At 47.1% G+C, this 24,768-nt stretch carries 22 protein-coding genes; 13 read left to right on the forward strand and 9 right to left on the reverse strand.

Features of this window, described 5'->3' with window-relative positions:
* Window positions 1–146: 146 nt before the first annotated feature.
* Window positions 147–770, forward strand: a complete 624-nt coding sequence (locus QUA20_RS24065) for a TenA family protein (protein ID WP_333191766.1) — start codon at window positions 147–149, stop codon at window positions 768–770.
* Window positions 771–1,284: 514 nt separating this feature from the next.
* On the opposite strand, the gene QUA20_RS24070 is transcribed toward QUA20_RS24065, so the two are convergent.
* The gene (locus tag QUA20_RS24070) at window positions 1,285–1,503 is read right to left on the reverse strand and encodes a hypothetical protein (protein ID WP_333191767.1); all 219 of its coding nucleotides are present in this window, start codon (window positions 1,501–1,503) and stop codon (window positions 1,285–1,287) included.
* Between the two features lie 97 nt (window positions 1,504–1,600).
* On the reverse strand, window positions 1,601–2,893 hold the full coding sequence (locus QUA20_RS24075) for a pentapeptide repeat-containing protein (RefSeq protein ID WP_333191769.1): 1,293 nt from the start codon (window positions 2,891–2,893) through the stop codon (window positions 1,601–1,603).
* 119 nt (window positions 2,894–3,012) lie between these two features.
* On the opposite strand from QUA20_RS24075, the gene QUA20_RS24080 reads away from it, so the two are divergent.
* Window positions 3,013–3,468 (forward strand): aspartyl protease, encoded by a 456-nt coding sequence (locus QUA20_RS24080; protein ID WP_172189250.1) that lies wholly within the window; start codon window positions 3,013–3,015, stop codon window positions 3,466–3,468.
* 240 nt (window positions 3,469–3,708) lie between these two features.
* Here QUA20_RS24080 and QUA20_RS24085 read toward each other — a convergent pair whose 3' ends face one another.
* The gene (locus QUA20_RS24085) at window positions 3,709–4,221 is read right to left on the reverse strand and encodes a DUF1648 domain-containing protein (RefSeq protein WP_333191770.1); all 513 of its coding nucleotides are present in this window, start codon (window positions 4,219–4,221) and stop codon (window positions 3,709–3,711) included.
* A 101-nt stretch (window positions 4,222–4,322) separates the two neighbouring features.
* Here QUA20_RS24085 and def point away from each other — a divergent pair, with 101 nt between their 5' ends.
* From def to QUA20_RS24100, 3 genes are all read left to right on the forward strand, one after another.
* Complete coding sequence (def, locus tag QUA20_RS24090; protein ID WP_172189246.1) at window positions 4,323–4,883, forward strand: peptide deformylase; 561 nt, start codon at window positions 4,323–4,325, stop codon at window positions 4,881–4,883.
* Window positions 4,883–5,083: a hypothetical protein gene (locus tag QUA20_RS24095; RefSeq protein WP_281363548.1), complete on the forward strand. Its 201-nt coding sequence runs from the start codon at window positions 4,883–4,885 to the stop codon at window positions 5,081–5,083. The genes def and QUA20_RS24095 overlap by 1 nt, the downstream gene beginning before the upstream one ends.
* Window positions 5,084–5,260: 177 nt before the next feature.
* Complete coding sequence (locus tag QUA20_RS24100; RefSeq protein ID WP_333191772.1) at window positions 5,261–6,595, forward strand: PrsW family glutamic-type intramembrane protease; 1,335 nt, start codon at window positions 5,261–5,263, stop codon at window positions 6,593–6,595.
* Between the two features lie 36 nt (window positions 6,596–6,631).
* Here QUA20_RS24100 and QUA20_RS24105 read toward each other — a convergent pair whose 3' ends face one another.
* Window positions 6,632–7,306 carry a PEP-CTERM sorting domain-containing protein gene (locus QUA20_RS24105; protein WP_333191774.1) on the reverse strand — a complete coding sequence of 225 codons (675 nt, stop codon included), beginning with the start codon at window positions 7,304–7,306 and terminating at the stop codon, window positions 6,632–6,634.
* 511 nt (window positions 7,307–7,817) lie between these two features.
* Here QUA20_RS24105 and QUA20_RS24110 point away from each other — a divergent pair.
* Window positions 7,818–8,870, forward strand: coding sequence for a Gfo/Idh/MocA family protein (locus QUA20_RS24110; protein ID WP_172192820.1), 1,053 nt, complete (start codon window positions 7,818–7,820; stop codon window positions 8,868–8,870).
* 358 nt (window positions 8,871–9,228) lie between these two features.
* Here QUA20_RS24110 and QUA20_RS24115 read toward each other — a convergent pair whose 3' ends face one another.
* Complete coding sequence (locus QUA20_RS24115; protein ID WP_333191776.1) at window positions 9,229–10,215, reverse strand: GDSL-type esterase/lipase family protein; 987 nt, start codon at window positions 10,213–10,215, stop codon at window positions 9,229–9,231.
* 407 nt (window positions 10,216–10,622) lie between these two features.
* Here QUA20_RS24115 and btpA point away from each other — a divergent pair, with 407 nt between their 5' ends.
* The 4 genes from btpA (at window position 10,623) to QUA20_RS24135 (ending at window position 16,363) form a co-directional block, all read left to right on the forward strand.
* On the forward strand, window positions 10,623–11,510 hold the full coding sequence (btpA, locus tag QUA20_RS24120; protein ID WP_333191813.1) for a photosystem I biogenesis protein BtpA: 888 nt from the start codon (window positions 10,623–10,625) through the stop codon (window positions 11,508–11,510).
* Between the two features lie 312 nt (window positions 11,511–11,822).
* Window positions 11,823–12,749, forward strand: a complete 927-nt coding sequence (locus QUA20_RS24125; RefSeq protein WP_333191778.1) for a vitamin K epoxide reductase family protein — start codon at window positions 11,823–11,825, stop codon at window positions 12,747–12,749.
* Window positions 12,750–13,418: 669 nt separating this feature from the next.
* Window positions 13,419–15,557, forward strand: a complete 2,139-nt coding sequence (locus QUA20_RS24130; protein WP_333191780.1) for a CHASE2 domain-containing protein — start codon at window positions 13,419–13,421, stop codon at window positions 15,555–15,557.
* A 569-nt stretch (window positions 15,558–16,126) separates the two neighbouring features.
* A complete protein-coding gene (locus QUA20_RS24135; RefSeq protein WP_333191781.1) occupies window positions 16,127–16,363 on the forward strand; it encodes a hypothetical protein in 237 nt (78 codons plus the stop codon).
* Window positions 16,364–16,373: 10 nt separating this feature from the next.
* Here QUA20_RS24135 and nadB read toward each other — a convergent pair whose 3' ends face one another.
* The 3 genes from nadB to QUA20_RS24150 form a co-directional block, all read right to left on the reverse strand.
* On the reverse strand, window positions 16,374–18,038 hold the full coding sequence (gene nadB, locus QUA20_RS24140) for an L-aspartate oxidase (RefSeq protein WP_333191782.1): 1,665 nt from the start codon (window positions 18,036–18,038) through the stop codon (window positions 16,374–16,376).
* 322 nt (window positions 18,039–18,360) lie between these two features.
* Window positions 18,361–18,795: a photosystem II complex extrinsic protein PsbU gene (gene psbU / locus QUA20_RS24145; RefSeq protein ID WP_172191957.1), complete on the reverse strand. Its 435-nt coding sequence runs from the start codon at window positions 18,793–18,795 to the stop codon at window positions 18,361–18,363.
* Window positions 18,796–19,046: 251 nt separating this feature from the next.
* A complete protein-coding gene (locus tag QUA20_RS24150) occupies window positions 19,047–20,036 on the reverse strand; it encodes an adenylate/guanylate cyclase domain-containing protein (protein ID WP_333191785.1) in 990 nt (329 codons plus the stop codon).
* A gap of 514 nt (window positions 20,037–20,550) precedes the next feature.
* On the opposite strand from QUA20_RS24150, the gene hisF reads away from it, so the two are divergent.
* On the forward strand, window positions 20,551–21,342 hold the full coding sequence (gene hisF / locus QUA20_RS24155; protein ID WP_333191787.1) for an imidazole glycerol phosphate synthase subunit HisF: 792 nt from the start codon (window positions 20,551–20,553) through the stop codon (window positions 21,340–21,342).
* Between the two features lie 442 nt (window positions 21,343–21,784).
* Entirely contained in the window at window positions 21,785–22,126 is a 342-nt protein-coding gene (locus QUA20_RS24160; RefSeq protein WP_333191788.1) for a low temperature-induced protein, read from the forward strand.
* A 120-nt stretch (window positions 22,127–22,246) separates the two neighbouring features.
* Here QUA20_RS24160 and QUA20_RS24165 read toward each other — a convergent pair whose 3' ends face one another.
* Window positions 22,247–23,263, reverse strand: coding sequence for a sulfate/molybdate ABC transporter ATP-binding protein (locus QUA20_RS24165; protein WP_333191789.1), 1,017 nt, complete (start codon window positions 23,261–23,263; stop codon window positions 22,247–22,249).
* A 444-nt stretch (window positions 23,264–23,707) separates the two neighbouring features.
* Between QUA20_RS24165 and argC the strand changes: the two genes are divergently transcribed.
* Window positions 23,708–24,766, forward strand: a complete 1,059-nt coding sequence (gene argC / locus QUA20_RS24170) for an N-acetyl-gamma-glutamyl-phosphate reductase (protein WP_333191790.1) — start codon at window positions 23,708–23,710, stop codon at window positions 24,764–24,766.
* Window positions 24,767–24,768: the final 2 nt, after the last annotated feature.

Genomic DNA, 24,768 nt, shown 5'->3' on the forward strand with positions numbered 1-24,768 from the left:
ATAGCAGCTTACCAAAACTTATCTATTTTCTTAAATACGAAAAATAAAAGACACCATAAGACTGACGCACAGCGAAAATATTTGTTATCATAGATGTTTAGTCAGACTAGAAAAATTACAATCATAACCCATACATTCCAAATTGCATGACAAATTCCAATGATCTTTGGCAAGCAAATCAAGACTTAAGCGAAGCTTGTCTGCAACATCCCTTTGTCACAGGCATTGCTGACGGCAGCTTGCCCTCAAATAGTTTTGCATATTACATTGCACAAGACGCATTTTTTCTGGGAGCATTCGCTCGCGCTTACAGTATCGCTGCGGCAAAAGCACCCGACTGGGAGGGGTTTGAAATTCTCCACAATCTCGGCAGCGGTGTTTTAGAAGAACTTCAGTTGCATCAAGGATATGCAGGCAAATGGGGGGTAAACTTGCAAGAGGCTAAACCGGGAATCGCTACCCGCCGCTACACAGATTTTTTATTAGCCACAGCCTGGGGAAACGGTGTGGGTTTGACAGCAGCCGCCATGACTCCTTGCTTGCGGTTGTATGCTTTTTTGGGACAGCAGCTAGCTAAACCTAATATACCGGAACACGCCTTTAGCGAGTGGATTTCCACCTATAGCAGCCCTGATTTTGAGATTTTAGCAAAACGGCTGGAAAGTTTGGTCGATCGCTACGCAGAAGCTACGCCGGAAGTAGAAGCTACCTATCGCTACGCCATGCTGTGCGAAAGAGACTTTTTTCAGGCAGCTTGGGAAATAGAGTAAATTAAGTTTGGGAAAAAGATATGGAGAACTATCTTAAGCTACCTACACGCAGCAAATTTAACAGGGATGTAGCAAATAAAGTCATAACAGCATATCCCCAACAAGGCTGACTGCTCAACACGAAAGCGAGTGCGATCCGAGAGCGACACAATGCCGTAAGCGTATCGGTGAAACGATTACAGAGCAACGGAGTTGATCGGTAGCGCTAAAAAGTAAAAACCCAAATAGCTGACTGTAAGTCTAAGCATTTTTCGCAAATTCAAGAAATAGCCAGCGCCCTAAATAATTGGAATTTTACTAATAGCTTGCAACTACAAATAATCCCCTCAAAATGCCCAACTATTAATTAGTATCCTGCTAATTCCACTTGCATTATAAGAGTCTTCAACCCGCGCATCAGCAAAGGAAACAGCGGATAAAAAGCCACAAAATGCTGCTGCCCGTCATCTGCATACCTGTAGCCTAAAGTAGCTATTTCGAGGTACCATTTACCGTCCGCGTGCGAAAACAGTTTTCAGCCGCTTTTGGGAAGAAAGCCGCTTACAAAACCCAGAGGCGGTCGAATCGTATACACGGGCGGGTTCTTGCAGACTAAACGAGCAATTACCTGCATCCCGATCGCAATTACCGATCGGCTCAGAAACCACATAGAACTTACAAAAATTAACCCGTCCCTGCTTTTGGAGCGCGGACGGTGCGGAATTACTTCTAGCCCTAAATCAGTATTTGTCATGGCTAAAACAGCGCAAGACTCTAGATTTAAAATTAAAGTATAGTCCGCTGCCGAGTGCTCGCCAAATATATACGTAAGTACAGCGGTACTGCTAATTTTAACGTCCGAGTTTATTGGGAATCCCTTCGCAGCCACCGGGAATAGTCTCTCTCGACTTCGAGCCGCACCAAGCGCAGCAGTAATAGCGCTGCTCCTCCGACAGCCGCTTGACAGCGGTGAAATCAGCACGTTCAACCACAGCGCCGGTATGTTCGCCCGTTTGATAGTTGGGAAATTGGGTACGGCTGCGGGGGGATGCAATTTCTGCCGAGCCGTAGAACAAAGCGGCCGCTCTCATGTCGGCGCGAGCGAGATTGGCGTCGTACAAGACAGCGCGCGAGAGGTTGGCTTTCACTAAATCGCACTTGCTGAGATTGGCACGGACGAGGTTGGCTTCGCTCAAATCCGTCCACCGCAAATCGGTGCCAGCCAGGTCAGCACCCGCTAACATGACATTGAGATCGATAACGCGGATACCGTGATCTCTGTCTTCAGCGTAGCCGCCGTCCCCGTCAAGGATGGGGCGGCCTAAAAGCCGATCGCGCTTCAGAGGAGTAACCAATCTAGACTGCGACAAAAACCGCAGAATTTTAGCTTTACCTTCAGCATCTACACTGCTCATAATCGCAGCGGTGCGGCCTTCCGCGATCGCCCTTTCCTGCGGCCAGTCTTCCAAAAACCCTTGTTCGTCAAGGGCTAAGTCGGAAACCCCTTGAAAATAAGCATCGATCGTTTGCTGCTGCGTAATTCGATTTTGCTGAATCGTCAAATCTTTCGAGATCACGTACTGCCGCCAAGCCACGTAAACGCCCAAAATTGCGATTAAAATTTGGCCCAAAGCGCCGATCAACTCGCCCAGAGCACCGATGGCGTCCCAGTTGATTTGGATGTTGCGGCTTCCCGGTTCAGTATTACTACCGCTGAGCATCAGCAAGCCCACAATCCCAGCTAAAAGCCCGAAGCAGGCGACAATCAGAGTGCGCCAAGTCGGCGGAATTACCTGCGCCCAGATTTTGCCCCAACTCGGCCACATCAGCCGCAGCGATATGCCGATCGCACCGACGGCACCAATTAAGCCCAGCCAAATGTTGTCATTGGCCAGCCCAAAAATCATCGCTGCGATCAACCCCAGCGTCAGCGCCGACGCCGACTTCTCAGGAGTCGTTTGTTCCGGCTGCTGCGGCAATAAAACCTTGCGAGTTGGAGGCGGCGGCACCGGTTTTTCGGGTTCAGCAGTAGCGACGATTGTCCCTGATTCTGGTGGCACAGTAGGGCTCGCACCGTTCTGACTTTCTACAGTCACGTTCGATTCAGGGCGATTGGGTTGAGAAGAGTTGTTTTCTGGTGTCATGCGTTGAGGCAAATTCTAATTTTGGCCGATCACTAAAACGATTTTAACTAACCAAGGAGGATTCTAGATAGTATTACCATAGAAATATCCACTAATTACACTCAAAGAGGTAACATACTATGACCCTGGTACTTCCCAATCTGCAAGCAAAACAAATGGGTCAAGTAATCACTACAATCACCGTCACGAATTTCATCGATCTAGTTATGGCTGAACGGGGATTCATTGCTGCTGAGGAAGTTCGCTCTGTTACCCTCGATAACGTTGTTGTCGATACCGGAGCAACTCTGCTTTCCTTGCCAGCTCCCATTATTAGCCAACTAAGTTTAAGGCAAGTAGGAGAAAGAGATGTAGAAACATCGGCTGGCATCAAAAAAGGTCGAATTTTTGCAGGCGCTCAAATTATTGTAGAGGGGAGAGAAGGGAGATTTGATTGTTTAGAATTGCCCGAAGGCGTTTCTGCTGTTTTGCTGGGCGTGATTCCAATGGAAGAACTAGGTTTAGAACCTGATTTGAAAAATCGACGGTTGCGAGTATTGCCGATGAACAATCAGCAAACATATCTGATGGGTTAGTCGATCGGCGTTTAGCGTAGCACAAACCTCTCGCCTATAATTCCTATCATCTCTAGTCAATTACCAGCCATCAAAAATGTTTGTAGTGAGGACTGAACTCCTCATAAAAAAATGATGAATAAATTCCTCATTACAAAGTAATTTTCTTTGTTTTTGAGCGATTATATATTATTAACTGCGGTTAAAAAAATCTATCAAAAAACTGGTTGTTTGGGTATATGTAAGTTTTTTGCCCTACCTCTAGCGAGCAGAATAAGCCTTGAGCAAATACACCCCAACCGTCCCAAACATAAAAACAACTAACCCTAAAAGTACCTCGATACTAAACCTTTGAGAATTGCCCAAAGCGACAAGAATTTGCTGCCGAACCACAAACGCCAACAGCCAGCAAATCTCCGCCTTCAGCCAAACCAAAAGGCCTCGCCCCAACAGATATTGCCGGCGAGCGTTCTCAGAAGTAATTGGTACGGGATAATTAAAAGTATGCGGATAGCGCGATACCGCAGTTAAAACCGCAAAAATAATCGCAGCCACCGCGGGCACGATCCAAATCGTCAGCTTGTCGCCCCAAGCATCAGCCAGCCCCTCCAAGCCGAAATGAATCGGAATTCGATCGGGCAAAACCGCCCAAAACTGTACGATGAGTAAAACAGCCAGCAAAATAGCGATCGCAGCTAAAAGCTCTACCGCCACTAAAACAGGCGAAAGGCCAAGAGAAATAACCGGCCGTTGGTTTGGTGCGTTTCCAGTCATGGCTACTTAAAACTATAATTAAGATTGGAAATAATAGTATTGGTTCCAATTTCATTCCCCAACAGCTTTCGTTGGGGTTTCCAAACATCCCGCGAGGTTTTATGACGGCTCAGGTTTTGGTTGAAAAGAAAAAGTTAGAAAAACCGCCCCTAACCATACACACATTAGGCGATCGCGTCCTGCGGCAGCCAGCGAAGCGCGTCAAAAGCGTCGATGCAGAAATTCGGCAGCTCGTCCGAGAAATGCTGCAAACCATGTACAGTGCTGATGGCATCGGTTTGGCCGCCCCCCAAGTCGGAGTCAACAAACAAGTAATCGTGCTCGACTGCGACCCGGAAAACCCCGCCACACCCCCCATGGTGTTGATCAACCCCACCATCAAGGCTAGCAGCAGCGATGTCTGCATTTTGCAAGAAGGGTGTTTGAGCATTCCGGGAGTTTATTTAGAAGTCAAACGCCCAGAAGTCATTGAAGTGTCCTACCGCGACGAATACGGTCGCCCGCAAACCCTGATAGCAACAGAGTTACTGTCGAGGGCAATTCAGCACGAAATGGATCACCTCAACGGAGTGCTGTTTGTAGACAGAGTAGAAAACAAGCTCGCACTGACTGAAGAATTAGTCAAGCACAAATTTTCGCCAAAGGCAGTAAAGTCAGTATGATGGCAGGAACTCCTAAAAGTAGTTTATTGTTAGCTCTTTCGTGTATCGCCGCGATCGCAGCAGTCGGCTCCATCTTTGAGCTATCTTCGGGAGAAGCTCAACTCGGCAATTTAGTCACCGGGATCATCCTCGCCCTCAGCGTACCGCTAACAGGCATATTTTTCTATGCAGCCGTTCAGGATGCCAGAGCCAATCTATAAGCAGAGTCATTAGTTATTAGTCATTAGTCAGCAGTTATTAGTCATTAGTCATTAGTCATTAGTCAGCAGCTAACAACCAATAACTGTCGAATAAAGACTGCCCAAAAATAACATCAGCTAACAGCTTGCGAGCTCATGACCAATGACTAATGACTGAGGACTAATGACTCATAACTCATGACAAATGAAATCGGATTTCTGCGACAAGTGCCCGCTAAAGGCGCTGCGGGAGCGCCAGCGTCCAAGTACCAACTTTCTGAAGATGGGGAAGTGGCGATCGGACGCGATCGAAATTGTCAAATAACTTTAGAGTCGATCGCCCACGGCATGGTTTCCCGCCGCCACGCCGCAATCCGTCCGCTGACTCAGGGTACTTTGACGAGATGGGAAATTTGCGACCTCAACAGCGCTAACGGAACTTATATCAACGGGAAAAAGCTGCAAGGTTGCCAAACTTTAGAAACAGGCGATCGCATCAGTCTCGGCCTTGACGGCCCTGAATTCATATTTGAATCTCCCCTAACCCCTCACCCAACTAAACCTGAATTCCCAGCAAGAAGTGGCAATTTTGCTGCTAGTGAAAAAGACACTCTCACTTTAACTCAATTATTCCCGATCGCCTCGACGGGCAAACAATTAAGCCAAAAAGCTTACTTATATCCAGGTATTGCCACAGTTATTGTTGTCGTGTCGATGTTTGTCGCCGTTGGAAATTCTGCAGCATTCAACTTGCTGCTGTCAGCTTACCTCGCCGGTGCGGCTTACTACTTTATCTATCAACTGTGCGGCAAACACAAACCGTGGTGGGTATTGCTTGGTTCGGCTTTAGCTACAGTCCTGATTGTGATCAGCCCCCTATTGATTGGATTTATATTAGTATTTAGAGAAATTTTGCCCGGCCGCCTGCCAGCCGAAGGCGAAGCAATCAGTTTTTTGCCTTTTTTGACCAGAATGTTTTTTGGGGCGGGTCTGATGGAAGAATTGCTGAAAGCCCTGCCCGTTTTGGGAGCGATGTTGCTGGGAAATTGGCTCAAAAATCCGTGGCGCGATCGAGTCGGCGTTTGGGAACCTTTAGACGGAATTCTGTTAGGAAGTGCCTCCGCAGTCGGCTTTACACTGTTAGAAACTCTGGGACAGTACGTTCCCAATGTCATCCAAAATGTCACTCTGCAAGCAGGGCCAGACGCCGGACAATTAGTAGGATTGCAGTTGCTAATTCCCCGCATTTTGGGTTCCGCCGCCGGACACATGGCTTACAGCGGTTATTTGGGATATTTTATCGGTTTGAGCGCCCTCAAACCCAGGAAGCGCTGGCAAATTTTGGGCGTAGGTTATTTCAGCGCTTCCGCACTTCACGCTTTGTGGAATGCGTCGGGAGCCGCCAGCGTACTTTTGCTGGCCTTGGTGGGAGTTTTGTCCTATGCGTTTTTGGTAGCCGCGATTTTGAAAGCCAGGGCTCTGTCTCCCAATCGATCGCAAAATTTTGCAACTCGAATATTTTCTGAAAAGTGACTGCAGAGTGATTAATTGTTGAGGTGCGATCGCACCTCAAGCTGCCATTTTTTTCTTGTGTTTTAACCAGGTTAAACCTGCCAATGCTAAAGCTGTCCCCCCAGCGGTGAGAGGTTCGGGCACTGGTTCGGCTTCGGTATCCACTAGAGTGTAAGAAAACTCGCCATTGTAGAAATTTCTATCGGTTCGCTCTGTTCTACCGTCGCGGTTGGTAGTATATTGCTCGTAATACCCAAAAAACGCAGAGACCGGCGGTGAATCCAAATAAGGCACAGGGAATGTCTCGATAAACCAAGATATCCTGCTGTCGAGTATAAACCATACAGGCGGTTCGCCTGGATCTTGATAGCTTACTTCTGCGATCAAATCGTCGCCGCCGCTTGTATTCAGTCCGCGAAAATCCCCTTCATAAAAGAAAGCTGTAACCCCTGCCAAATCCTGGTATTCTTTGCTTGTTCGGAAAGTGTAACCGTAGAATCTTCCCTCGGAAACAGCAATTTCTTCAACTCCTATTCCTGTAAGGGAGGAGTTATCCACCTTCAAAAAACTTCTAGACCCAGGGGGGGAATAGAAGGGATTGCCCGCATCGAAAGTGTAGGTGAGTAAGGCGGCTTGTGCTTTGTCTACTCCTACCAATAACACAGATGAACACAAACTTAAAATTGTCGTAGCGATCGCACTTTTTAATCTCTGCCTTTGTTTTTGACTCATTGTTTTCTTGATTAGGCTTTACGTAAGTGTAATTTATTTGAGTGAGCGAGCGCCTGTAATTATCCGCATTGTTAACGTCAATTTTTTATAATTCAAAGATTGCCAAATGTAAATAACCGAAGCAATACTGATGCGGCACCTGTAATATTTGTATAATTTATGATTTTAACTATTAATTTTGAACCTAAACCAGAAAAATGTTTGCTCGTAATCGCCAAATATGCCGACTGGTTTGTGTTGTTGCGATGCTGCAGACGATCGCCCCACATATTAGGGCATATTTAATAAATTTTGTCAATACGTAATTCCCACAAAGTTTACCCCGGTATTCGGCCCTTGTGTATGAGTAGCTTCTGTTTAATTGCCTGACGCTATAATCCTAAAACTGAACTTAGAAATTCTTCACAAATAGTTTGACTGTGGTACTATCTGGATGGCTGTGAGTAGCTGAGGGAAGCCAAGGGGCTTGATTCCTGTGGTGGTGGAGGAGAATCCAGGAGTGCTAGATAGGATGTCATTGGGATACGCAAACGTTTTCGCCCAGCGAAGTCAACCTGAACCCCTCCGCATTGGGGTGATTGGGGTTGGCAATATGGGCCAGCACCACACGCGAGTTCTGAGCTTGCTAAAAGATATCGAACTCGTGGGTGTTGCAGACATAAATGTAGAGCGGGGAATAGATGTAGCAAGCAAATACCGGGTTCGCTTCTTTGAAGACTACCGGGATTTGCTCGCCCACGTAGATGCAGTTTGCGTCGCCGTTCCAACTCGCCTGCACCACGCTGTGGGGATGTCTTGTCTCCAAGCGGGAGTTCACGTTTTAATTGAAAAGCCGATCGCGGCTAGCATTGCCGAAGCCGAATCTTTGGTCAACGCGGCTGCTGAGGCCCACCGGATTTTGCAAGTGGGTCACATCGAGCGCTTCAATCCAGCTTTTCAGGAACTCGGCAAAGTGCTGAAAACTGAAGAGTTACTGGCATTGGAAGCTCACCGGATGAGTCCTTATTCCCAGCGGGCTAACGACGTATCGGTAGTTTTGGATTTAATGATCCACGACATTGACTTGCTCCTGGAATTGGCAGATTCCCAAGTGGTGAAGCTGACGGCCAGCGGCAGCAGGGCCTCAGATTCAGGTTATTTAGACTACGTGACAGCGACGCTGAACTTTGCTAACGGCATTGTCGCCACCTTGACTGCTAGTAAGGTGACGCACCGCAAACTCCGTTCAATCGTGGCTCACTGCAAAAATTCTCTGACAGAGGCAGATTTTCTCAACAACGAAATCTTGATTCACCGACAAACAACCGCCAACTACGTGACGGATTACGGTCAGGTGCTTTACCGTCAAGATGGGTTGATCGAGAAAGTTTACACCAGCAATATTGAACCGCTCCACGCAGAGTTGGAGCATTTTATTAATTGCGTGCGGGGTGGAAATCAGCCTTCTGTGGGAGGAGAACAAGCTCTCAAAGCTCTGCGGCTTGCGAGTTCGATCGAGCAAATGGCTCTCGACGGTCAAGCTTGGTATCCCAAAGAGCTAGAGTCTACTTTGCAAGTTAGCTAAATCGAGACAAATCGTGTCGTTTCCGGGTGCTTTTACAGTTTGGGTTTGTTGTTCGTTGAAGACAGTAACTGTTCCCATGCAACCGGATTCGATGTCAGTCGATTTGAGATTGTAGATTTTAGATTTTAGATTGACTCCACAGATCTATCTGGGGGCTTGATTTGTCGATTCGAGACTGTAGATTTGAGATTTGAGATTGACTCCCTATCCCCATTGGGGGATTAAACTGTCGATTTGAGATTTGAGATTGCAGATTAGAGATTGACTCCACAGATGAATTTGGGGGCTTGGACTAAGGTTTAAATTTTTTTGCTCTCCACAATCTAATTCGGGGGCAAGTATCCGTTTTGGGGTGAAATCACGATTTGTGCCAAAAAAGAGCGACTATTTGACGACTGATGGTTTTGCTCACTAGCTGATTTCCTTGAGGACTCAGGTGAATGCTGTCTCGATACAAAGTTGGAAGTTGCGCCGCACAATTGAAAATGGGAAGAAAATCTATGTAAGTAATTTTCTCTGTTTCCACGAGTTCGGCGAGACGCTCTCTAGCCTTGACTTCCCAGTCGCGAGGGCCCAGGTCGCCGAATTCGCCCAGCTTGGGCGTCACCGCAAGCAAAAACCGGACGTTGGCGGATATAGCTATTTTCTGGATTTGGCGAATAGCTTCTAAGTTGCAGCCGACTACATCTGGGGTTTCAGCTCCGGGTGCTGCTAATTGGCGAGCCGGCACTGCAGGTAACAGGTAGCGGCTCAATAAATCTAGTGTGGCCGATCGGGGTTTGCGATCCGGGTAAGATCGATCGCGGCCCACAACCTCCCCACAGGGAGCGGATGCAAACAAATCGTCCGTATTGAGCAGCAACACCAAAGCCTTGGCCCCAAAAACACCGAACCGCTTGGCGTAAGCAAGTTGATTCCTCGGCCCCCAAGAATTGGCTGAGGCGTTGAGAACTTCAAAATCTGAATAGTTGACTTTTGAAGCGAATTGTGCATCGCTCGCCAGATTTTGTACTTGCAATCTCAACTGCCGAGTCATAATTTCCGATATCGTATTGGTCTGATGTGTCCACCAACCGCCGTTGGCGACAGAATCTCCCAACAGCAAGACACGCAGAGTTTCTGGAGAGGGTATCGGGGCGATCGCTCCGGTACGCATCGAATACTCGTTAATCTCAATCCGGTTGCCCAAGCGGCGCACCTTCTGGTTGGGCGCCAACAAATAGCCGCACTCGGCATCGGCAATGTAAATCAAGGGATTGCCAAAACCCAGCAGCACCCGCAGCAGCACTTCGATTGCTGCCCACAATCCGGAGATGACAGCCAAAATTATGAGAACAACTTTCACCACTTAACCTCGATAGAGAAGGAAAAACCCCTGCCGACACCAAGGTATAAAAAAGAATGCAACTGCACTCAAGCTCTCAAACCCGATTGTGGCCAGTCGATTTTAGATTAAAGATTAAAGCATTCACTCCACAGATGAATCTGGGATATCTCCCTAAAATCTCAACTTTTTTGCTTTACAGGATTCCTGTCTTGAAGCAAGTATCCGTCTTTGAGTGAAATCAGTAGGTCGCCCTTGGAAAATCTAAAATCTAAAATCTAAAATCTAAAATGTTATAGCTTAGGGGCTTGAGGCACTTGGCCGCCCGATTAACTCAACCGAATCGCCCCCGTGGATATAGAATTCTAGAATATACCGTCAAAATCCGCCGTCAGCCGTCAGTGAACTTGGTGGTTTCAGGAAAATCCGTGGACTTAAAACAAATATTCAAAACGCCGAATCCCATAATCGGTGTCGTACATTTACAGCCTTTGCCAACTTCTCCCCGCTGGGGCGGAAACCTCAAAGCTATTATCGGAAGAGCCGAGCAAGAGGCTACAGCGCTGGCTTCTGGTGGCGCAAACGGTATCATAGTCGAGAACTTTTTCGACGCTCCTTTTGCCAAAGACAGCGTAGACCCGGCTGTGGTAAGTGCCATGACTCTGGTAGTCGAGAGGCTAACAAATCTCGTGACGCTGCCGATCGGCGTTAACGTGCTGCGAAACGACGCCCACAGCGCGATCGCCATCGCCTCCTGCAGTGGTGCTCAATTCATCCGTGTCAACGTCCTCAACGGCATCATGGCTACAGACCAGGGCTTAATTGAAGGCCAAGCTCACCAGCTACTGCGCTACCGCCGGGAATTGGGCAGCGATGTCAAAATATTAGCAGACGTGTTAGTCAAGCACGGGCGACCCTTAGGCAGCCCCAACTTGACCACAGCCGTCCAAGAGACGATCGGGCGGGCTTTAGCCGACGCCGTGATCCTTTCCGGCTGGACAACTGGCAGCCCTCCCAATCTCGAAGACTTAGAACTCGCGAGTGCAGCAGCGGCGGGAATTCCTGTTTTCATAGGCAGCGGGGCCTCGTGGGAAAACATTTCCACCCTCATGCAGGCGGCTGACGGCGTAATTGTATCCAGTTCCCTGAAGCGAAACGGCCGCATCGAGCAGCCGATCGATCCGATCCGCGTTAGTCAGTTTGTAGAAGCCGCCCGCCGCAGCTTGTCACAGAAAGAACGCGAACAGGAAAACAGAGACGCTAATGGCTCAAGAGGGCCAACACCGGAACCGGGCAAAGTCAAAAGTAAAACGTAAAATGGGAAGGGGTAATCGGTAATCGGTAATCGGTAATAGCTGAAAACAAAGACCTAATAGTGAAAGAAAGCACCAATTATCAGTTCCCAATTATCAATTATCAATTCCCAATTACAAATTTCCAATTATCAATTCCCTTGATTCACGACAGGAAGTCACAGATAAACGGATAGCTCTTTTTTTGCTCTGACTTCTGACTTTTGACTTTTTCCTTCAATATCCATCCGTTTAATTTGTTAAATCCCGTACATTGCTGGTTGCCCAACTTCTTTCTTCTTTCAACGTCCCAATTACCAATTACCAAATCAAAAAATGATTCGCCGACGTTCAACCCCTTGGATTCATCGCTGGTCTAGGACTGTGATAGGAGCGATCGCAGCCATCGGCGTCGTAGAAACGGCCTATCTCACGATCGCTAAATTCACGACAGGCTCGGTCATTTGTCCCACCAGCGGCTGCGACAAAGTTCTCAACAGTCCCTACGCTACAGTCTTTAGCACAGTGCCTTTAAGTTTGTTAGGCTGTCTGGCTTACCTGAGCATAGCAATCCTGGCATTGGCTCCCAAAGCCGTCAATCCCAACACCAATAAAGGACTGCACTCTCAACTAGAAAACAAAACTTGGCAAGCGCTATTTATCATCACCGCTGCGATGGTAATTTTCAGCAGCTATTTGATTTATTTGATGGCTTTTGAAATTCAGGAATTGTGCATTTATTGCATCAGTTCCGCCGTATTTTCACTGTCGCTGTTTGTGCTGGTGCTAGTCGGGCGCGAGTGGGAAGATATCGGACAGTTGGTGTTTACAGGCATTTTGGTGGCAATGGTGAGTTCGATCGGCGCCTTGGGACTTTATAACAGTGTCAACTCACCTGCTGCTTCTGTCTCTACCCCCGGAATTGTACCCCCTGCCGTCACTACAACCTCCGGCCCGGCACAACTTGCTTTGGCCCGCCACCTCAGACAAATCGGGGCGAAACAATACAGCGCTTACTGGTGTCCCCACTGCCACGACCAAAAAATGCTTTTTGGTAAAGAAGGTGCTGCGATAATCGATTACGTTGAATGCGATCCCAAGGGGCAAAATTCCCGCGCTGAACTTTGCCAAGCTGCTGCTGCGAATATTAAAGGTTTCCCTAGTTGGGAGATTAAAGGTCAGTTTTATTCCGGGACGCAATCTTTGGAGAAACTCGCTGACTTATCGGGTTACACCGGCCCGCGCAACTTTCAAAACAGATAGAAAAAGTTTGTGATTATAGATGGCAGATTTTAGGTTTATTGCCAGGAAATCTCCTGATTTTTAGCTTAGTTGATAGTTGTCTCGTTCTGCGAAATTAATCTAAAAACTCGCCTCTATAATCAATAAAAAATTAGTACAAACTAGGTAGATAGCGGCGATCGCAAAAATTAAATACGCCGAAACCAGTGTTGCTAAGCTTTTTATTTTTTAAGTGTGATCATGTACCTCATCTACCCAAGAACCTCTATAGCAACTGTGCCCGACGTTGAGAAAGTTCTTAATTGCTGAAACCATTGCCGTTGATAGCAACTTCGATCTTCCTTATTCCTTCTTTTTACCCTGTCCTTCGACTTCGCTCAGGAACCGCGACTTGCCCGCTCCCGGAGCCTAAAGGAGCCGAAGGGCCTTCAACATCTGCTATACACAAAAACTCAAGAAACCGGATTTCTGCTTCGAGAGTCATTCTTGAAATCATATATTTTGGTTGAGCAACCCGGTTGATGTTGTTGCAGCCCGATCGCACCAAAAAATAAAAAATAAAATCTAAAATCGACTTGCCCCCACCGAAAAACCAAAAAATTGGATAATCTAAAAAATAAAAAATAAAATATAAAATCGACTGAGCCGATAGTCCCGGAGATCTAAAAGCTATATGTAGTAGTAGCTTAGATGCTCGAAGAGCGAGGCAAAAATCCCGAAAATATGCTAAAAACTCTCAAAAAATGGCTCGATCGAGAACGCCGAGTATTGATTACTGCGAGTGCCGTTGCTGGTACGGTCATTGTAATGCGCTGGTTCGGCTTTTTTCAGGTGTGGGAATGGGCTGCTTTCGACTACTTTGTGCGCTGGCGGCCGGCCGAACCAATTGACTCGCGCATCGTCATTGTCGAAATTAAGGAAGCTGACTTGCAAAAATACGGCTACCCAATTTCCGATGCTGTATTGGCCCAATTGCTGAAAAAATTGCACGCTGGCAAGCCGCGGACGATCGGCCTCGACGTTTACCGAGATTTACCAACTCAACCGGGTAACGCCGAATTGCTCAAAACTTTTCAAACTATTCCCAACTTAATCGGCATTGAGTTGATGCCAGACGAAGCCAGGTTCGGAGTTCGGCCGCCTCCGGTACTTGACAAGCTCGATCGAATCGGTTTCAACAACGTTGTCATCGACGCTGACTCAAAAGTGCGCCGAACTTTGCTCTATTCTTGGCCCGGAGACAGCGAAACTCATGAAAGTTTAGCGCTGACACTGGCTTTGCGTTACCTCGAAAGCGAAAAAATTTTCCCTCAACCAGCAACAGTCAATCCTCAATACTTGCAGTTAGGTAAGGGAGTTTTTCAGCCTTTTCAACCTAACGACGGTGCTTACGTTAGAGCGGACAGCCGCGGCTATCAAATTTTGGCCAACCTGCGTGGCGCGCGAGGCCGTTTCCGCACTGTATCGATGAGCGACGTGCTTTCTGGCAAAGTACCCGCTGATTTTGTGCGATCGCGCGCTGTATTGATCGGCTCAACTGCCCCCAGCCTCAGAGACTTTTACCAAAATTCTTACAGCTCGGGTTGGTTTGCTCCTCCCCAGCAAATACCGGGAGTCGAGCTTCAGGCTCATTTCTTGAGCCAAATTTTAAGTGCAGCCCTCGACGGGCGCGGGGGGATCAATGTCTGGCCAGAGGTTGCCGAGTTGCTGTGGATTTTACTCTGGTCTTGGGCGGGAGCAAGTGTGAGTTGGAATTTGCGATCGCTGCGTCGATCGGTTTACTGTTTGTCAAGTATCAGTCTCGGTTTGAGTGCCTGTTTATACTTAGCTTTTTTAGCGGGTTGGTGGCTGCCGTTAATTCCTCCAATCCTCAGTCTTGTGGGTTCTGGTGCCGCTGTTGTGGGTTATCTGGCTCACTTGCAAGAAGAATTAAAACGGTCTAAAGAATTTTTACAATCGCTAATCGATACAATTCCTGACCCCATTTTTGTAAAAGATCGAAATCACCGCTGCCTTGTTTTGAATCAGGCATATTGTCGCTTTATCGGCTATCCTTTAGAAATTTTAACCTGCCGCACTGATTACGATTTATTTCCGCAAGCTGAAGCCGAGATATTTTGGCAGCAAGACGAATTAGTATTTCAAACTCACCAGCCGCGAGAAAATGAAGAATATTTTACTGACGCTCACGGAATTACGCATCTGATTGCGACTAAAAGATCCCTGCATCAAGATGCTGCCGGCAACCTATTTTTAGTCGGAGCAATCAGAGATATTACCGAGCGCCAACTCCGGGAAAATGCCCTAGAACGAAAAAATGCTGAACTCAGCCACCAAGCCGATCACGATGCTCTCACGGGTTTGCCCAACCGCAAAATGTTTTACGAATGCTTGCATCAGTCTCTCGAAAGAGCCTCCAGCAATCAGGAATTGGTAGCTTTACTATTTTTAGATTTAGATGGATTTAAGTCAATCAACGACACTCTCGGACACAATGTGGGCGATTTGCTGTTAAAAACTTTTGCCAGTCGGCTCAAAAAATCCTTGCGCGGCAGCGATACTATTGCGCGGCTGGGCGGCGACGAGTTCACAGTCATTCTGCCCACAATTCCAGGTCGCGAGGAAGCTGCGAAAGTAGCTGAAAAAATTTGCTACGCCATCGTGCAGCCTTTCATTTTAGAAGAACATACGGTTTCTGTAACTACAAGTATTGGCATTAGTTTATATCCCATTGACGGTTCAGATCCAGACATTTTAGTCAAGAATGCCGATGTTGCGATGTATCGTGCTAAGGAATGCGGAAAAAATCAATATCAATTTTTTAATTAATACCACTTTAAAAAAATAATGCTACTGTAGGTAAACTCCAAACCACGATCTTCATCAGTCATTCCTAATTATTCAATTTTTTAATCTAAAATTCTCAATAATTCGGACAAAATTTGAGCAATTTTTAGACCTCAAACCCTGATTCAGTCGTGGGGTGATATTATTTTAAGATGTCCGATGTGCAGCTAGCTTGGAAAAAATAGCTCCTGAAACCGTAAGCCATGTAAACTTTTTGAAACCGTTCACAAAAATGTCCAAAAAATTGAAATTTATACTCTTAACTCGTATAGCCTGTCATCTGTCATTAGATAGACTTACAAAAATATGAAAATTTTTACAGCAAATTGCCGTTTCATCTAAATGTTACAAATTATTAAAAAAATCAAAACCTGATACTGGAAACCCAATTATAATCGTCAAAAAGCCTTAAATTAAACCAGTTTACGTAAACTTATGAAAGTTAATTAAAGAAAATGTAAATATATCAGTGGAACTACGGAAATTGATAGATATAATACGTGGTAGGGACGTGCATCTACTTCGGTGATTTGAATAAGGCTGTGAATAATATGCGTACTTTGATTAAGCTCACAACAACGGCAACTCTGGCTGCCTGCCTGCAAGTAAATACAGTCGGGACCGCAAATGCGGCTCGACTTGCCAGCAACTCCACTACCAACTTAACAAAAGATCGATCGACCTCCACAGTTGGGACATTTACACCAACATCTAGGTTTGGAACTTACGAAAAATACGAACCAGCCCCGAACGGGAACCCCAAAAGTGACGGTACGGGGACGCGCTGACCCCCATTTTTCAATCTTCTATTCGCCCCGATCGAGCAGCAGATTTGTACCAATTGCAGTAGTGAATTAAGGTGTGCGTGCACCAATCCGGATCTGTGAGAGGATAGTCCACCCGGTAGTGACCGCCGCGGCTTTCCGTGCGAAACGCAGCACTTTTGACAATTAAGTAGCCGATATCCAATAAATTGCCAACTTCTCCCCAATTTCGTAAAATCGAGCTATTCTCCGCATCAGCAGGGGAAAAATCAATAATTTGTCCGGGTCGTAAATTATTAAGCGTTTGACTCAAAGGCAACGAAGCAAATTCTTGCCGCCAAATCTCAACTTGGACGATCGCACTTTCCAAATCGCGTTGTCCCCGGCAAATTCCCGCACTCTGCCACACCAAATTCGGTAATTCGACCCGCAACTTTTCGATCGCCTCAATGTCCTTTTCAGAAATAGATTTTTCTAAGATTTCTCCTGCAGCTTCCCGATCTGCGAATGCCTCGGGCCTTCCACCTTCTAGCTGCAAAAGTCCCATCTGCGCCCCAAAAACCAGACACTCCAGCAGCGAATTGCTCGCCAATCGGTTAGCGCCGTGTACCCCCGTGCTCGCAGTTTCTCCCACCGCGTACAAACCCGGAATCGACGTTTGGTTAAATTTGTCAGCCACAATCCCTCCCATCCAGTAATGGGCAGCGGGCGTCACCGGCACGGGTTCGGAAAAAATATCAATTCCCCAATCAGCGCACACTTGAATAATATTCGGAAACCTGTAGCGCAGTCGATCGACAGCAATCGGGCGCATATCCAGCCAAACATGAGGTTCTCCCGTCTTCTGCAAGTGGCGGAAAATAGCGCGGCTGACAACATCCCGAGGGGCGAGTTCCCCGCTGGGGTGAGAGTCAAAAGCAAAGCGATATCCTTTACTGTCAACCAAATGAGCTCCTTCTCCCCGCACCGCTTCGCTAAGGAGAAACCGAGGCGCGCCCGCAGTGCTCAGCGCCGTCGGGTGAAACTGCACAAATTCTAAATCTCGCAGCAGCGCCCCGGCGCGCCAAGCAATTGCTACCCCGTCCCCGGTACTTACCGACGGATTGGTCGTTTGAGCAAAAACCTGTCCGCCGCCGCCTGTTGCCAGCACCACTACCTGGGCCCGCAGCCACTTGACTCGCGAACCGCAAATCGAGCTAATGCCCTGACAGCGCCCGGTTTCGTCTAGCCACAGACTCAAAGCAAAGGCAGGAGATACGAGTTGAATGTTTTTGCGGCTCAATACTTTTGCTGTCAGCGTACTGATAACGGCTTTGCCCGTAGTGTCGGCGGCGTGGAGAACTCGGCGGCGGGAGTGGGCAGCTTCTAGGGTGAGGGCTAAATCTGGGCCGGTGCGATCGAATGCAACGCCCATTTTCACGAGGGAGTCAATGCAAGCTGAAGCTTCTTCGACTAAAAATTTCACCGCCTCCAAATCGCAAAGACCGGCTCCCGCAGCCAGTGTATCCTGAATGTGAAGTGCTGCTGAATCTTCAGGGGCGATCGCCGCGGCAATCCCTCCTTGAGCCCAATCACTAGCAGAAACAGGCAGGGTATTTTTATTGATCAAGCCCACCTGCAAATGCTCTGGCAGGCAAAGTGCTGTGTACAAACCCGCCGCGCCAGCACCTATTACCAATACGTCAAATTTGTCAGTCATAAGTCTGCCGCCAGTCGATTTTAGATTTTAGATTTTAGATTTTAGAATTGACTCCACAGATGAATCTGGGGAGTAGAACTAATGTCTGTCGATCGAGTCTATATTTTAGATTTTAGATTAAGGAATTGAGTATACAGATGAATCTGGGGAACCCGCTTATTTCAATCTAGGGAATTTTGGCAGGCTTTTTCCGAATAGTGGTTGAAAGTAAGTCTTGATAAATTAAAGGCAGAAGTCATCAGCCTCTAGAAAAAAAATCTTTTCTTTCTACCGAATGCCTTCTGCCAAATGACTTCTGCCTTTAAATGAGGCCCGCTGCTACCTAGTCGTAGAGACCATTATTTAATCTGGTGTCTCCTTCAATAAAGACTGATTCAACATCAGTTACGGTGAATTTGTCCAGGTTAGCTTGCAGCACTTTTTTCTGAGCTTCCGTCAAGTCTGAAATGTTGAGTACGTCCTCAACTTTTTCGTAAGGAGCATTCTTAATAATTACTCGAGCTAAAGTGGGATACAACCCTCGAAAGTCCCGAAAGTCCCGGACGGCGCTGTTGTTCAAATCAAGTTTTTTGCCGTATTCTGTGGCAAGCTTGTCATCGGCGCGATTGGTTCTAACCGGAGCTTCAACAGCTAGGAGCGAGGATGATGGCAAGACGATACGGCTCAAGGTCGCCGCGATCGCGCTTTCGTCTCCAGCCCATGCAAAGCAGCCCAGCACTAAGCCCAATACTGCCAATAGACGACCCAATCGTTTCATGAAGTTTTGTCTCCTAATTTCATACACAGCATTTATGTAGAGACTACCATTTTGCTTATGCAGTTTTTCAGATAAATCCGCAACACGTAGAGGGCTGTTATAAAATTTACATTAAGGTATTGACATCACGGACGATATATGATACCTCTGCCAATTTAGGCATCGCAGGCAATTTTATAGAAGACCCTCCAAATTAACAGCTCGGACTGGCATTTTAAAGGGTTAATTTTTGCCCCCACGCAATTTTCTAGCTATCGAGAATTCTTTCCTTTCATTTTGAGAAAAGCGTTCAAGTCAGCATAAGTACCGCCGTAAGTCACGGTGGGAGTGTCGTAACCCTTCAAAGAAACTGTGTGCTGCTCGAAAGCGTCCTGGGCACCCAATTGCGTCAGGTATTTGTAGGTCGTTTCTCCCACAGCGATATCCTTGCCGAGTTGCTTGGTGCAAGATTCCAGGCGAAATGCTGCGTTGACAGTATCTCCCAAGGCGGTATAGTCCGATCGGTCGCTGCTGCCAGAATTTCCCACCATGGCATAACCGGTATTGATGCCGGCCCCGACTCGCAAAGGAAAAGGCAGGGGGTAACGGCTGCTGAGTTCGTCTGTTGCCTGGTGCAGTTCGCTCAAAGCTTGGCAAATTCGCATCATTTCCTCGCTGCTGACACCGCTGGTTTTGTGGAACCAGACGGCCATGATGGCATCGCCGATGTATTTGTCCACCCAACTGCCGTGTTCGCGAATGATCAGTCCTGCTTTGCGGAACCAACTGCCGATGACTTCTGAGAGTAGGGTTTCGTCTAGCTGCCTAGTCAAAATAGTAAAGTCTCGGATGTCCATTACCATGACGCTAATCAGGCTGCGCACCGTCAAAGTCGCCGTAAAATCGTCAGAGTCTGTGTCGTGTATTGGCTCTATCCGGTGGCCGCCGGTTGGGTTGTAGAAGTCCAATTCGGTTTGACCGAAAATAATCCGATCGCCATTTCTGAGAGTGACAGGAATACTGACGCGCCGCCCGTTGACAAAGGAACCGTTGCGGCTGCCCAAGTCGATCAGGTAGAACTCTCCTGTCTCCATTTGCTGTAACATCGCGTGATTACGGGAAATCCAGCGATCGGTCAGTACAAAATTATTGTCGTCGCTCCGCCCTACTGTCCAGCAATTGCTGCCGGAGAGCGGCAAGTAGCGATTGCCGCTTTTTTCTGTACGAAGTACCAAATGTGGATTGGCTTGCAAAGTCACCACAGCCCTAGAAACTACATCAAGTCAACCGATTTGAGGTTTTAAACTTAAAATTTTAACTTTACCGCGCCGCTTATAACTGAGATTGCTGCTAAAAAACCTCAAATCTGCCGTTCTCAAATCTAAAATTGTTTAGTCGATCGTCGATGCACCGGAACCATACAGGATTGCCGAACCACAATTCGATCGCCAGCGAAGGTAGTTATTGTTAGATCATAAGCGAAAGTGCCATATTTTTCACCCCACAAATGTATCTGGGGAGTTAAATTTGCTGCTTTTTGCCGAAAATATAACTGTGTACCAATATTCTACCTAATGTCACGGCTCCCACTGCGAGCCAAGTTTTATTTATGTTGAGGGGGCGTAAAAAAACTGAAAAATGGCTCTCCGGCTCAGACCGATAATTGTTAAACACAAGGTATCTTTAAGATTTGTTGCTTAACTTCTGGTTTTTGAAGATATCAACAAAGCCTTTTCCTCGCTGCGGCGGTCAATAAATTAGAAACACGAGAATTTTATGTTGTCGAAAAGAATTTTGCCTTGTCTGGATGTGAAAGCCGGTCGCGTGGTCAAAGGTGTCAATTTTGTCAACCTTCAGGATGCTGGCGATCCCGTAGAAATGGCTCAGGTTTACAATGATGCGGGTGCTGACGAGTTGGTGTTTCTGGACATTACCGCGACTCACGAAGACCGGGACATTATTATTGATGTGGTGTACCGAACGGCCGATCGAGTATTTATCCCTTTGACCGTGGGCGGCGGCATCCAATCTTTAGACACCATTAAAAGTTTATTGAGGGCGGGCGCAGACAAGGTGAGTATTAATTCGGCGGCGGTGCGCGATCCGAGTTTAATTGACAAAGCCAGCGATCGATTTGGCAATCAGTGCATTGTAATCGCGATCGACGCCCGCAAACGGCAAGATGCAGATAATCCCGGTTGGGACGTGTACGTGCGCGGAGGGCGAGAAAATACCGGCAAAGATGCGATCGCCTGGGCCAAAGAAGCCGAACAGCGCGGCGCTGGCGAAATTCTGGTGACAAGCATGGACTCGGACGGCACTCAAGCCGGTTACGATTTGGAATTAACCCGAAGCATCGCCGAAATTGTCGAAATTCCCGTCATTGCTTCCGGCGGCGCCGGCAACTGTCACCACATCTACGAAGCCGTGACACAGGGCAAAGCAGAAGCTGCACTGCTGGCTTCCCTGCTGCATTACGGGCAGCTCAGTGTAGGAGAAATTAAAACTTATCTAGCAAAATGTCAAGTTCCCGTGCGACAGCAGCAGCCATTAGTCATTAGTCCTTAGTTCAGTGGGTGGATAGTCGGGCGCATCTCAATATCTTGCAACATTTTCAACAAACCGCTCTGCGGGTTCACTCCAGCGCCCTCTCACAGTGCAAACAGGCTAAATAAATCCGCCCCCACCCCACGATAAAACCCGTTACTGACATTGATACCCATATGTGAGGCGCATCCGAAGGCACTTATATAGAATTTTTGTGATTCTACACAAGTGCCTTCTACATAAATGTGTTGGGGCGACCCGCGCCAGTCATCTAGAAATATTCCCTGAGAAGGATTTCAAATCTCAGCTTTTTCAGCTAGATATTATATATTAGCTCGATTTGAGAGAGAGCAACGGTTGCTTTTCTCAAACTTAAGTTAAAGATTGTGCAGAATTTGAGTGAGTTTCAGCCTGTTAACAATCTTAGCGACGATCAAAACTTCTAAAAACGGAGAAATTCTGTATGTCTTTTATCAGCTTTAACTTTCCTACCAAGCGTTTAGTTCGCACTTTAATAGCTGTTTGTTTTTGTGCCTTAATGTTTGTTTCTAACGCTTTCCCGGCTTTTGCCGTTACCAGCAGCACCACCAAAGGTGAAGACCAACTTTTAGGGATTGAAAAAGAATCTCAAGAAGTTGTACTGAAAAAACCAATGTCCTTGGAAGAAACTCAAGAAAAAGCGAGCAAAGGACCTAACGAAGTTCAGGGAGACGCTGACCTTGAAAAAATGAAAAATCCTTCCAACACAAACGCTACATCCTTTGAGCAACAAGTCAAAAAAGCTGTTGGTAAGATCAAAGACTAACTCAGCGCGCAGTAGTAAACCGACATTTGTCAGTATAAAAGATTAGGGACACGGCACGAAGCCGTGTCCCTTGAAATGTCGTATCCAATCTCAATTTAGGTCTTTTTTTAAGAATTGGTATCAGATTGAATAAAAAAGTGGAAAGGACTTGGCATCTTTCGGCTTTACGAACACTCTTTGCTGGGGCTGCAAGTGCAAGCTATCGAATTTTTCTCTCGTCAAATTAGCGTTTACTACTTGACCGTCATCTAAGGTTAATTCAACCTGAATTTCCCATCCCAAATGAATCAAGCGACTGATTCTTGCAGGCACTGTTGCACTATTTTCTGTAGTTTCAATTACTACGTCGTGAGGGCGCAAGAAAATCTCTGGGTTGGCTGAGTCAAAGCCGTTGTCTTGAAACATCCTCGAACTGCTGGGCAATACATTGACTGGACCGATAAAACTCATTACGAAAGCACTAGCGGGATGGTCGTAAATTTCTGCGGGTGTGCCTACTTGTTCGATTTTACCTTTATTCATTACTGTAATGCGATCGGCAACTTCCATGGCTTCTTCTTGATCGTGCGTCACAAAGACTGTGGTAACGTGAACTTCGTCGTGCAGCCGCCGCAACCAAGCACGCAAGTCTTTGCGAACTTTGGCATCGAGAGCTCCAAAAGGTTCGTCTAGCAGTAACACTTTCGGTTCCACAGCCAGGGCTCTGGCGAGGGCCACCCGCTGTCGCTGGCCTCCAGAAAGTTGCGACGGGTATCTATCGCCCAATCCTGCCAATTGCACTAAATTCAACAATTCTTCTACCCGCGATTTGACTTTCGCGGGCGGTGTTTTCTGAATTTGCATCCCGAAAGCGATGTTTTTTCGCACTGTCATGTGCTTGAATAGCGCGTAGTGCTGAAACACGAACCCAATTTTGCGGTCTTGGACGCTAGTATTGGTCGCATCTTGTCCTGTCAGCCAGATTTTGCCGGAGTCGGGCATTTCTAAACCGGCAATCAGCCGCAGCAGCGTAGACTTGCCGGAACCAGACGGACCCAGCAATGCGACTAGGGAACCGGATTCAATTTCTAAGCTGACCCGATCGAGTGCTTGGAAACTGCCAAACTGTTTTGATACGTTTTCTACAACTATGCCCATAGGAAGTTCGGCAACGAAGCCGTGTACAAAATTTAACAGATTTAACGGATGGAGGTTGAGCTTCGAGCTTCGAGCGAAAAAAGTTAATCTCCGGTTTGGAGATGGGTTAAAGTAAGTTTTTTATAGCACGATCGCAGATCCGTTTGTTAATTTTAGGGTTTTGGCGATCGGTCAGTCGATTTTAGATTTTAGATTTTAGATTTTAGATTTACTTGCAGCTTTGAATCTGGAAGGTGGAACTTTGGTCTAAAATTTTGAACTCTCCAGGAAAGGAGTCGGGGCTTTGTATCCGTTTTTGGGCGCGGTCAAACACCCGAAAATTCACAAAAATGCACCTCCCAAACAAAACGACACAATTCTTTGCTCCCAAAGTTGGCGTTTGGTACTACAATGCAGCAAAAGTTCAAGCGTTTTTGACTTCAACGGCTGAGGGGATAAAGGAAAATGGGAGATGTTGGACGTGTGCCTGTAGGAATTATCGGCGCTTCAGGGTACGGCGGCGTGCAACTTGTGCGACTGCTGGCGGATCACCCACTGGCTGAAGTAGTCTATTTGGGTGGGGATAGCAGTGCGGGAAAACCTTTTTCCAGCCTTTATCCGCATCTGACTAACTGCATTGATTTGACAATCGAGGCAATCGACCTAGAAAAAATAGCGGCAAAATGTGAAGTTGTGTTTCTGTCGCTGCCGAACGGTTTAGCTTGCAAAATGGCACCGACGCTGATAGAAAAAGGCTGCAAAGTCTTGGATTTGTCGGCTGACTACAGATTTGAAAATCTGGAAACTTACAAAGCTTGGTACGGCGGCGAGCGATCGGACTCTGAACTGGCTGCAACGGCTGTTTACGGTTTGCCAGAATTGTATCGCGATCGAATTAAAGATGCTCAGTTAGTAGGCTGTGCCGGCTGCTACGTTACTGCTAGTTTATTAGCCCTGGCACCTTTGCTCAAACAAGGTCTGATCGTGCCAGAAACAGCAATTATCGACGCCAAATCCGGTGCTTCTGGGGGGGGCCGCAAAGCCGAAGTTAATCTCTTGTTGGCTGAAGCAGAGGGTTCTCTGGGCGCTTACGGTGTTGGTCGCCACCGCCACACGCCAGAAATCGAGCAAATTTGTGGCGATTTAGCCGGACACGATATTAAAGTTCAGTTTACTCCTCACCTAATTCCAATGGTACGGGGAATTCTGGCGACTGTTTACGCAACTTTGCGCGATCCGGGTTTGGTGCGGGAAGATTTAATCACGATTTTCAGCGCTTTTTACCGCAATTGTCCCTGGGTAAAAGTGTTACCGGCTGGGGTTTATCCGCAAACAAAATGGGCTTGCGGTACGAATCTTTGTTATATCGGCATCGAAGTCGATCCGCGTACTGACAGGGTGATTGTGCTATCGGCGATCGACAATTTAATTAAAGGTCAAGCCGGTCAAGGCATCCAGTGCATGAACTTGATGATGGGTTGGGAAGAAACTTTGGGTTTGCCTCAATTGGCTTTCTATCCTTAATT

This window comes from Microcoleus sp. Pol7_A1, from assembly GCF_036701085.1.
Lineage (GTDB): Bacteria > Cyanobacteriota > Cyanobacteriia > Cyanobacteriales > Microcoleaceae > Microcoleus > Microcoleus asticus.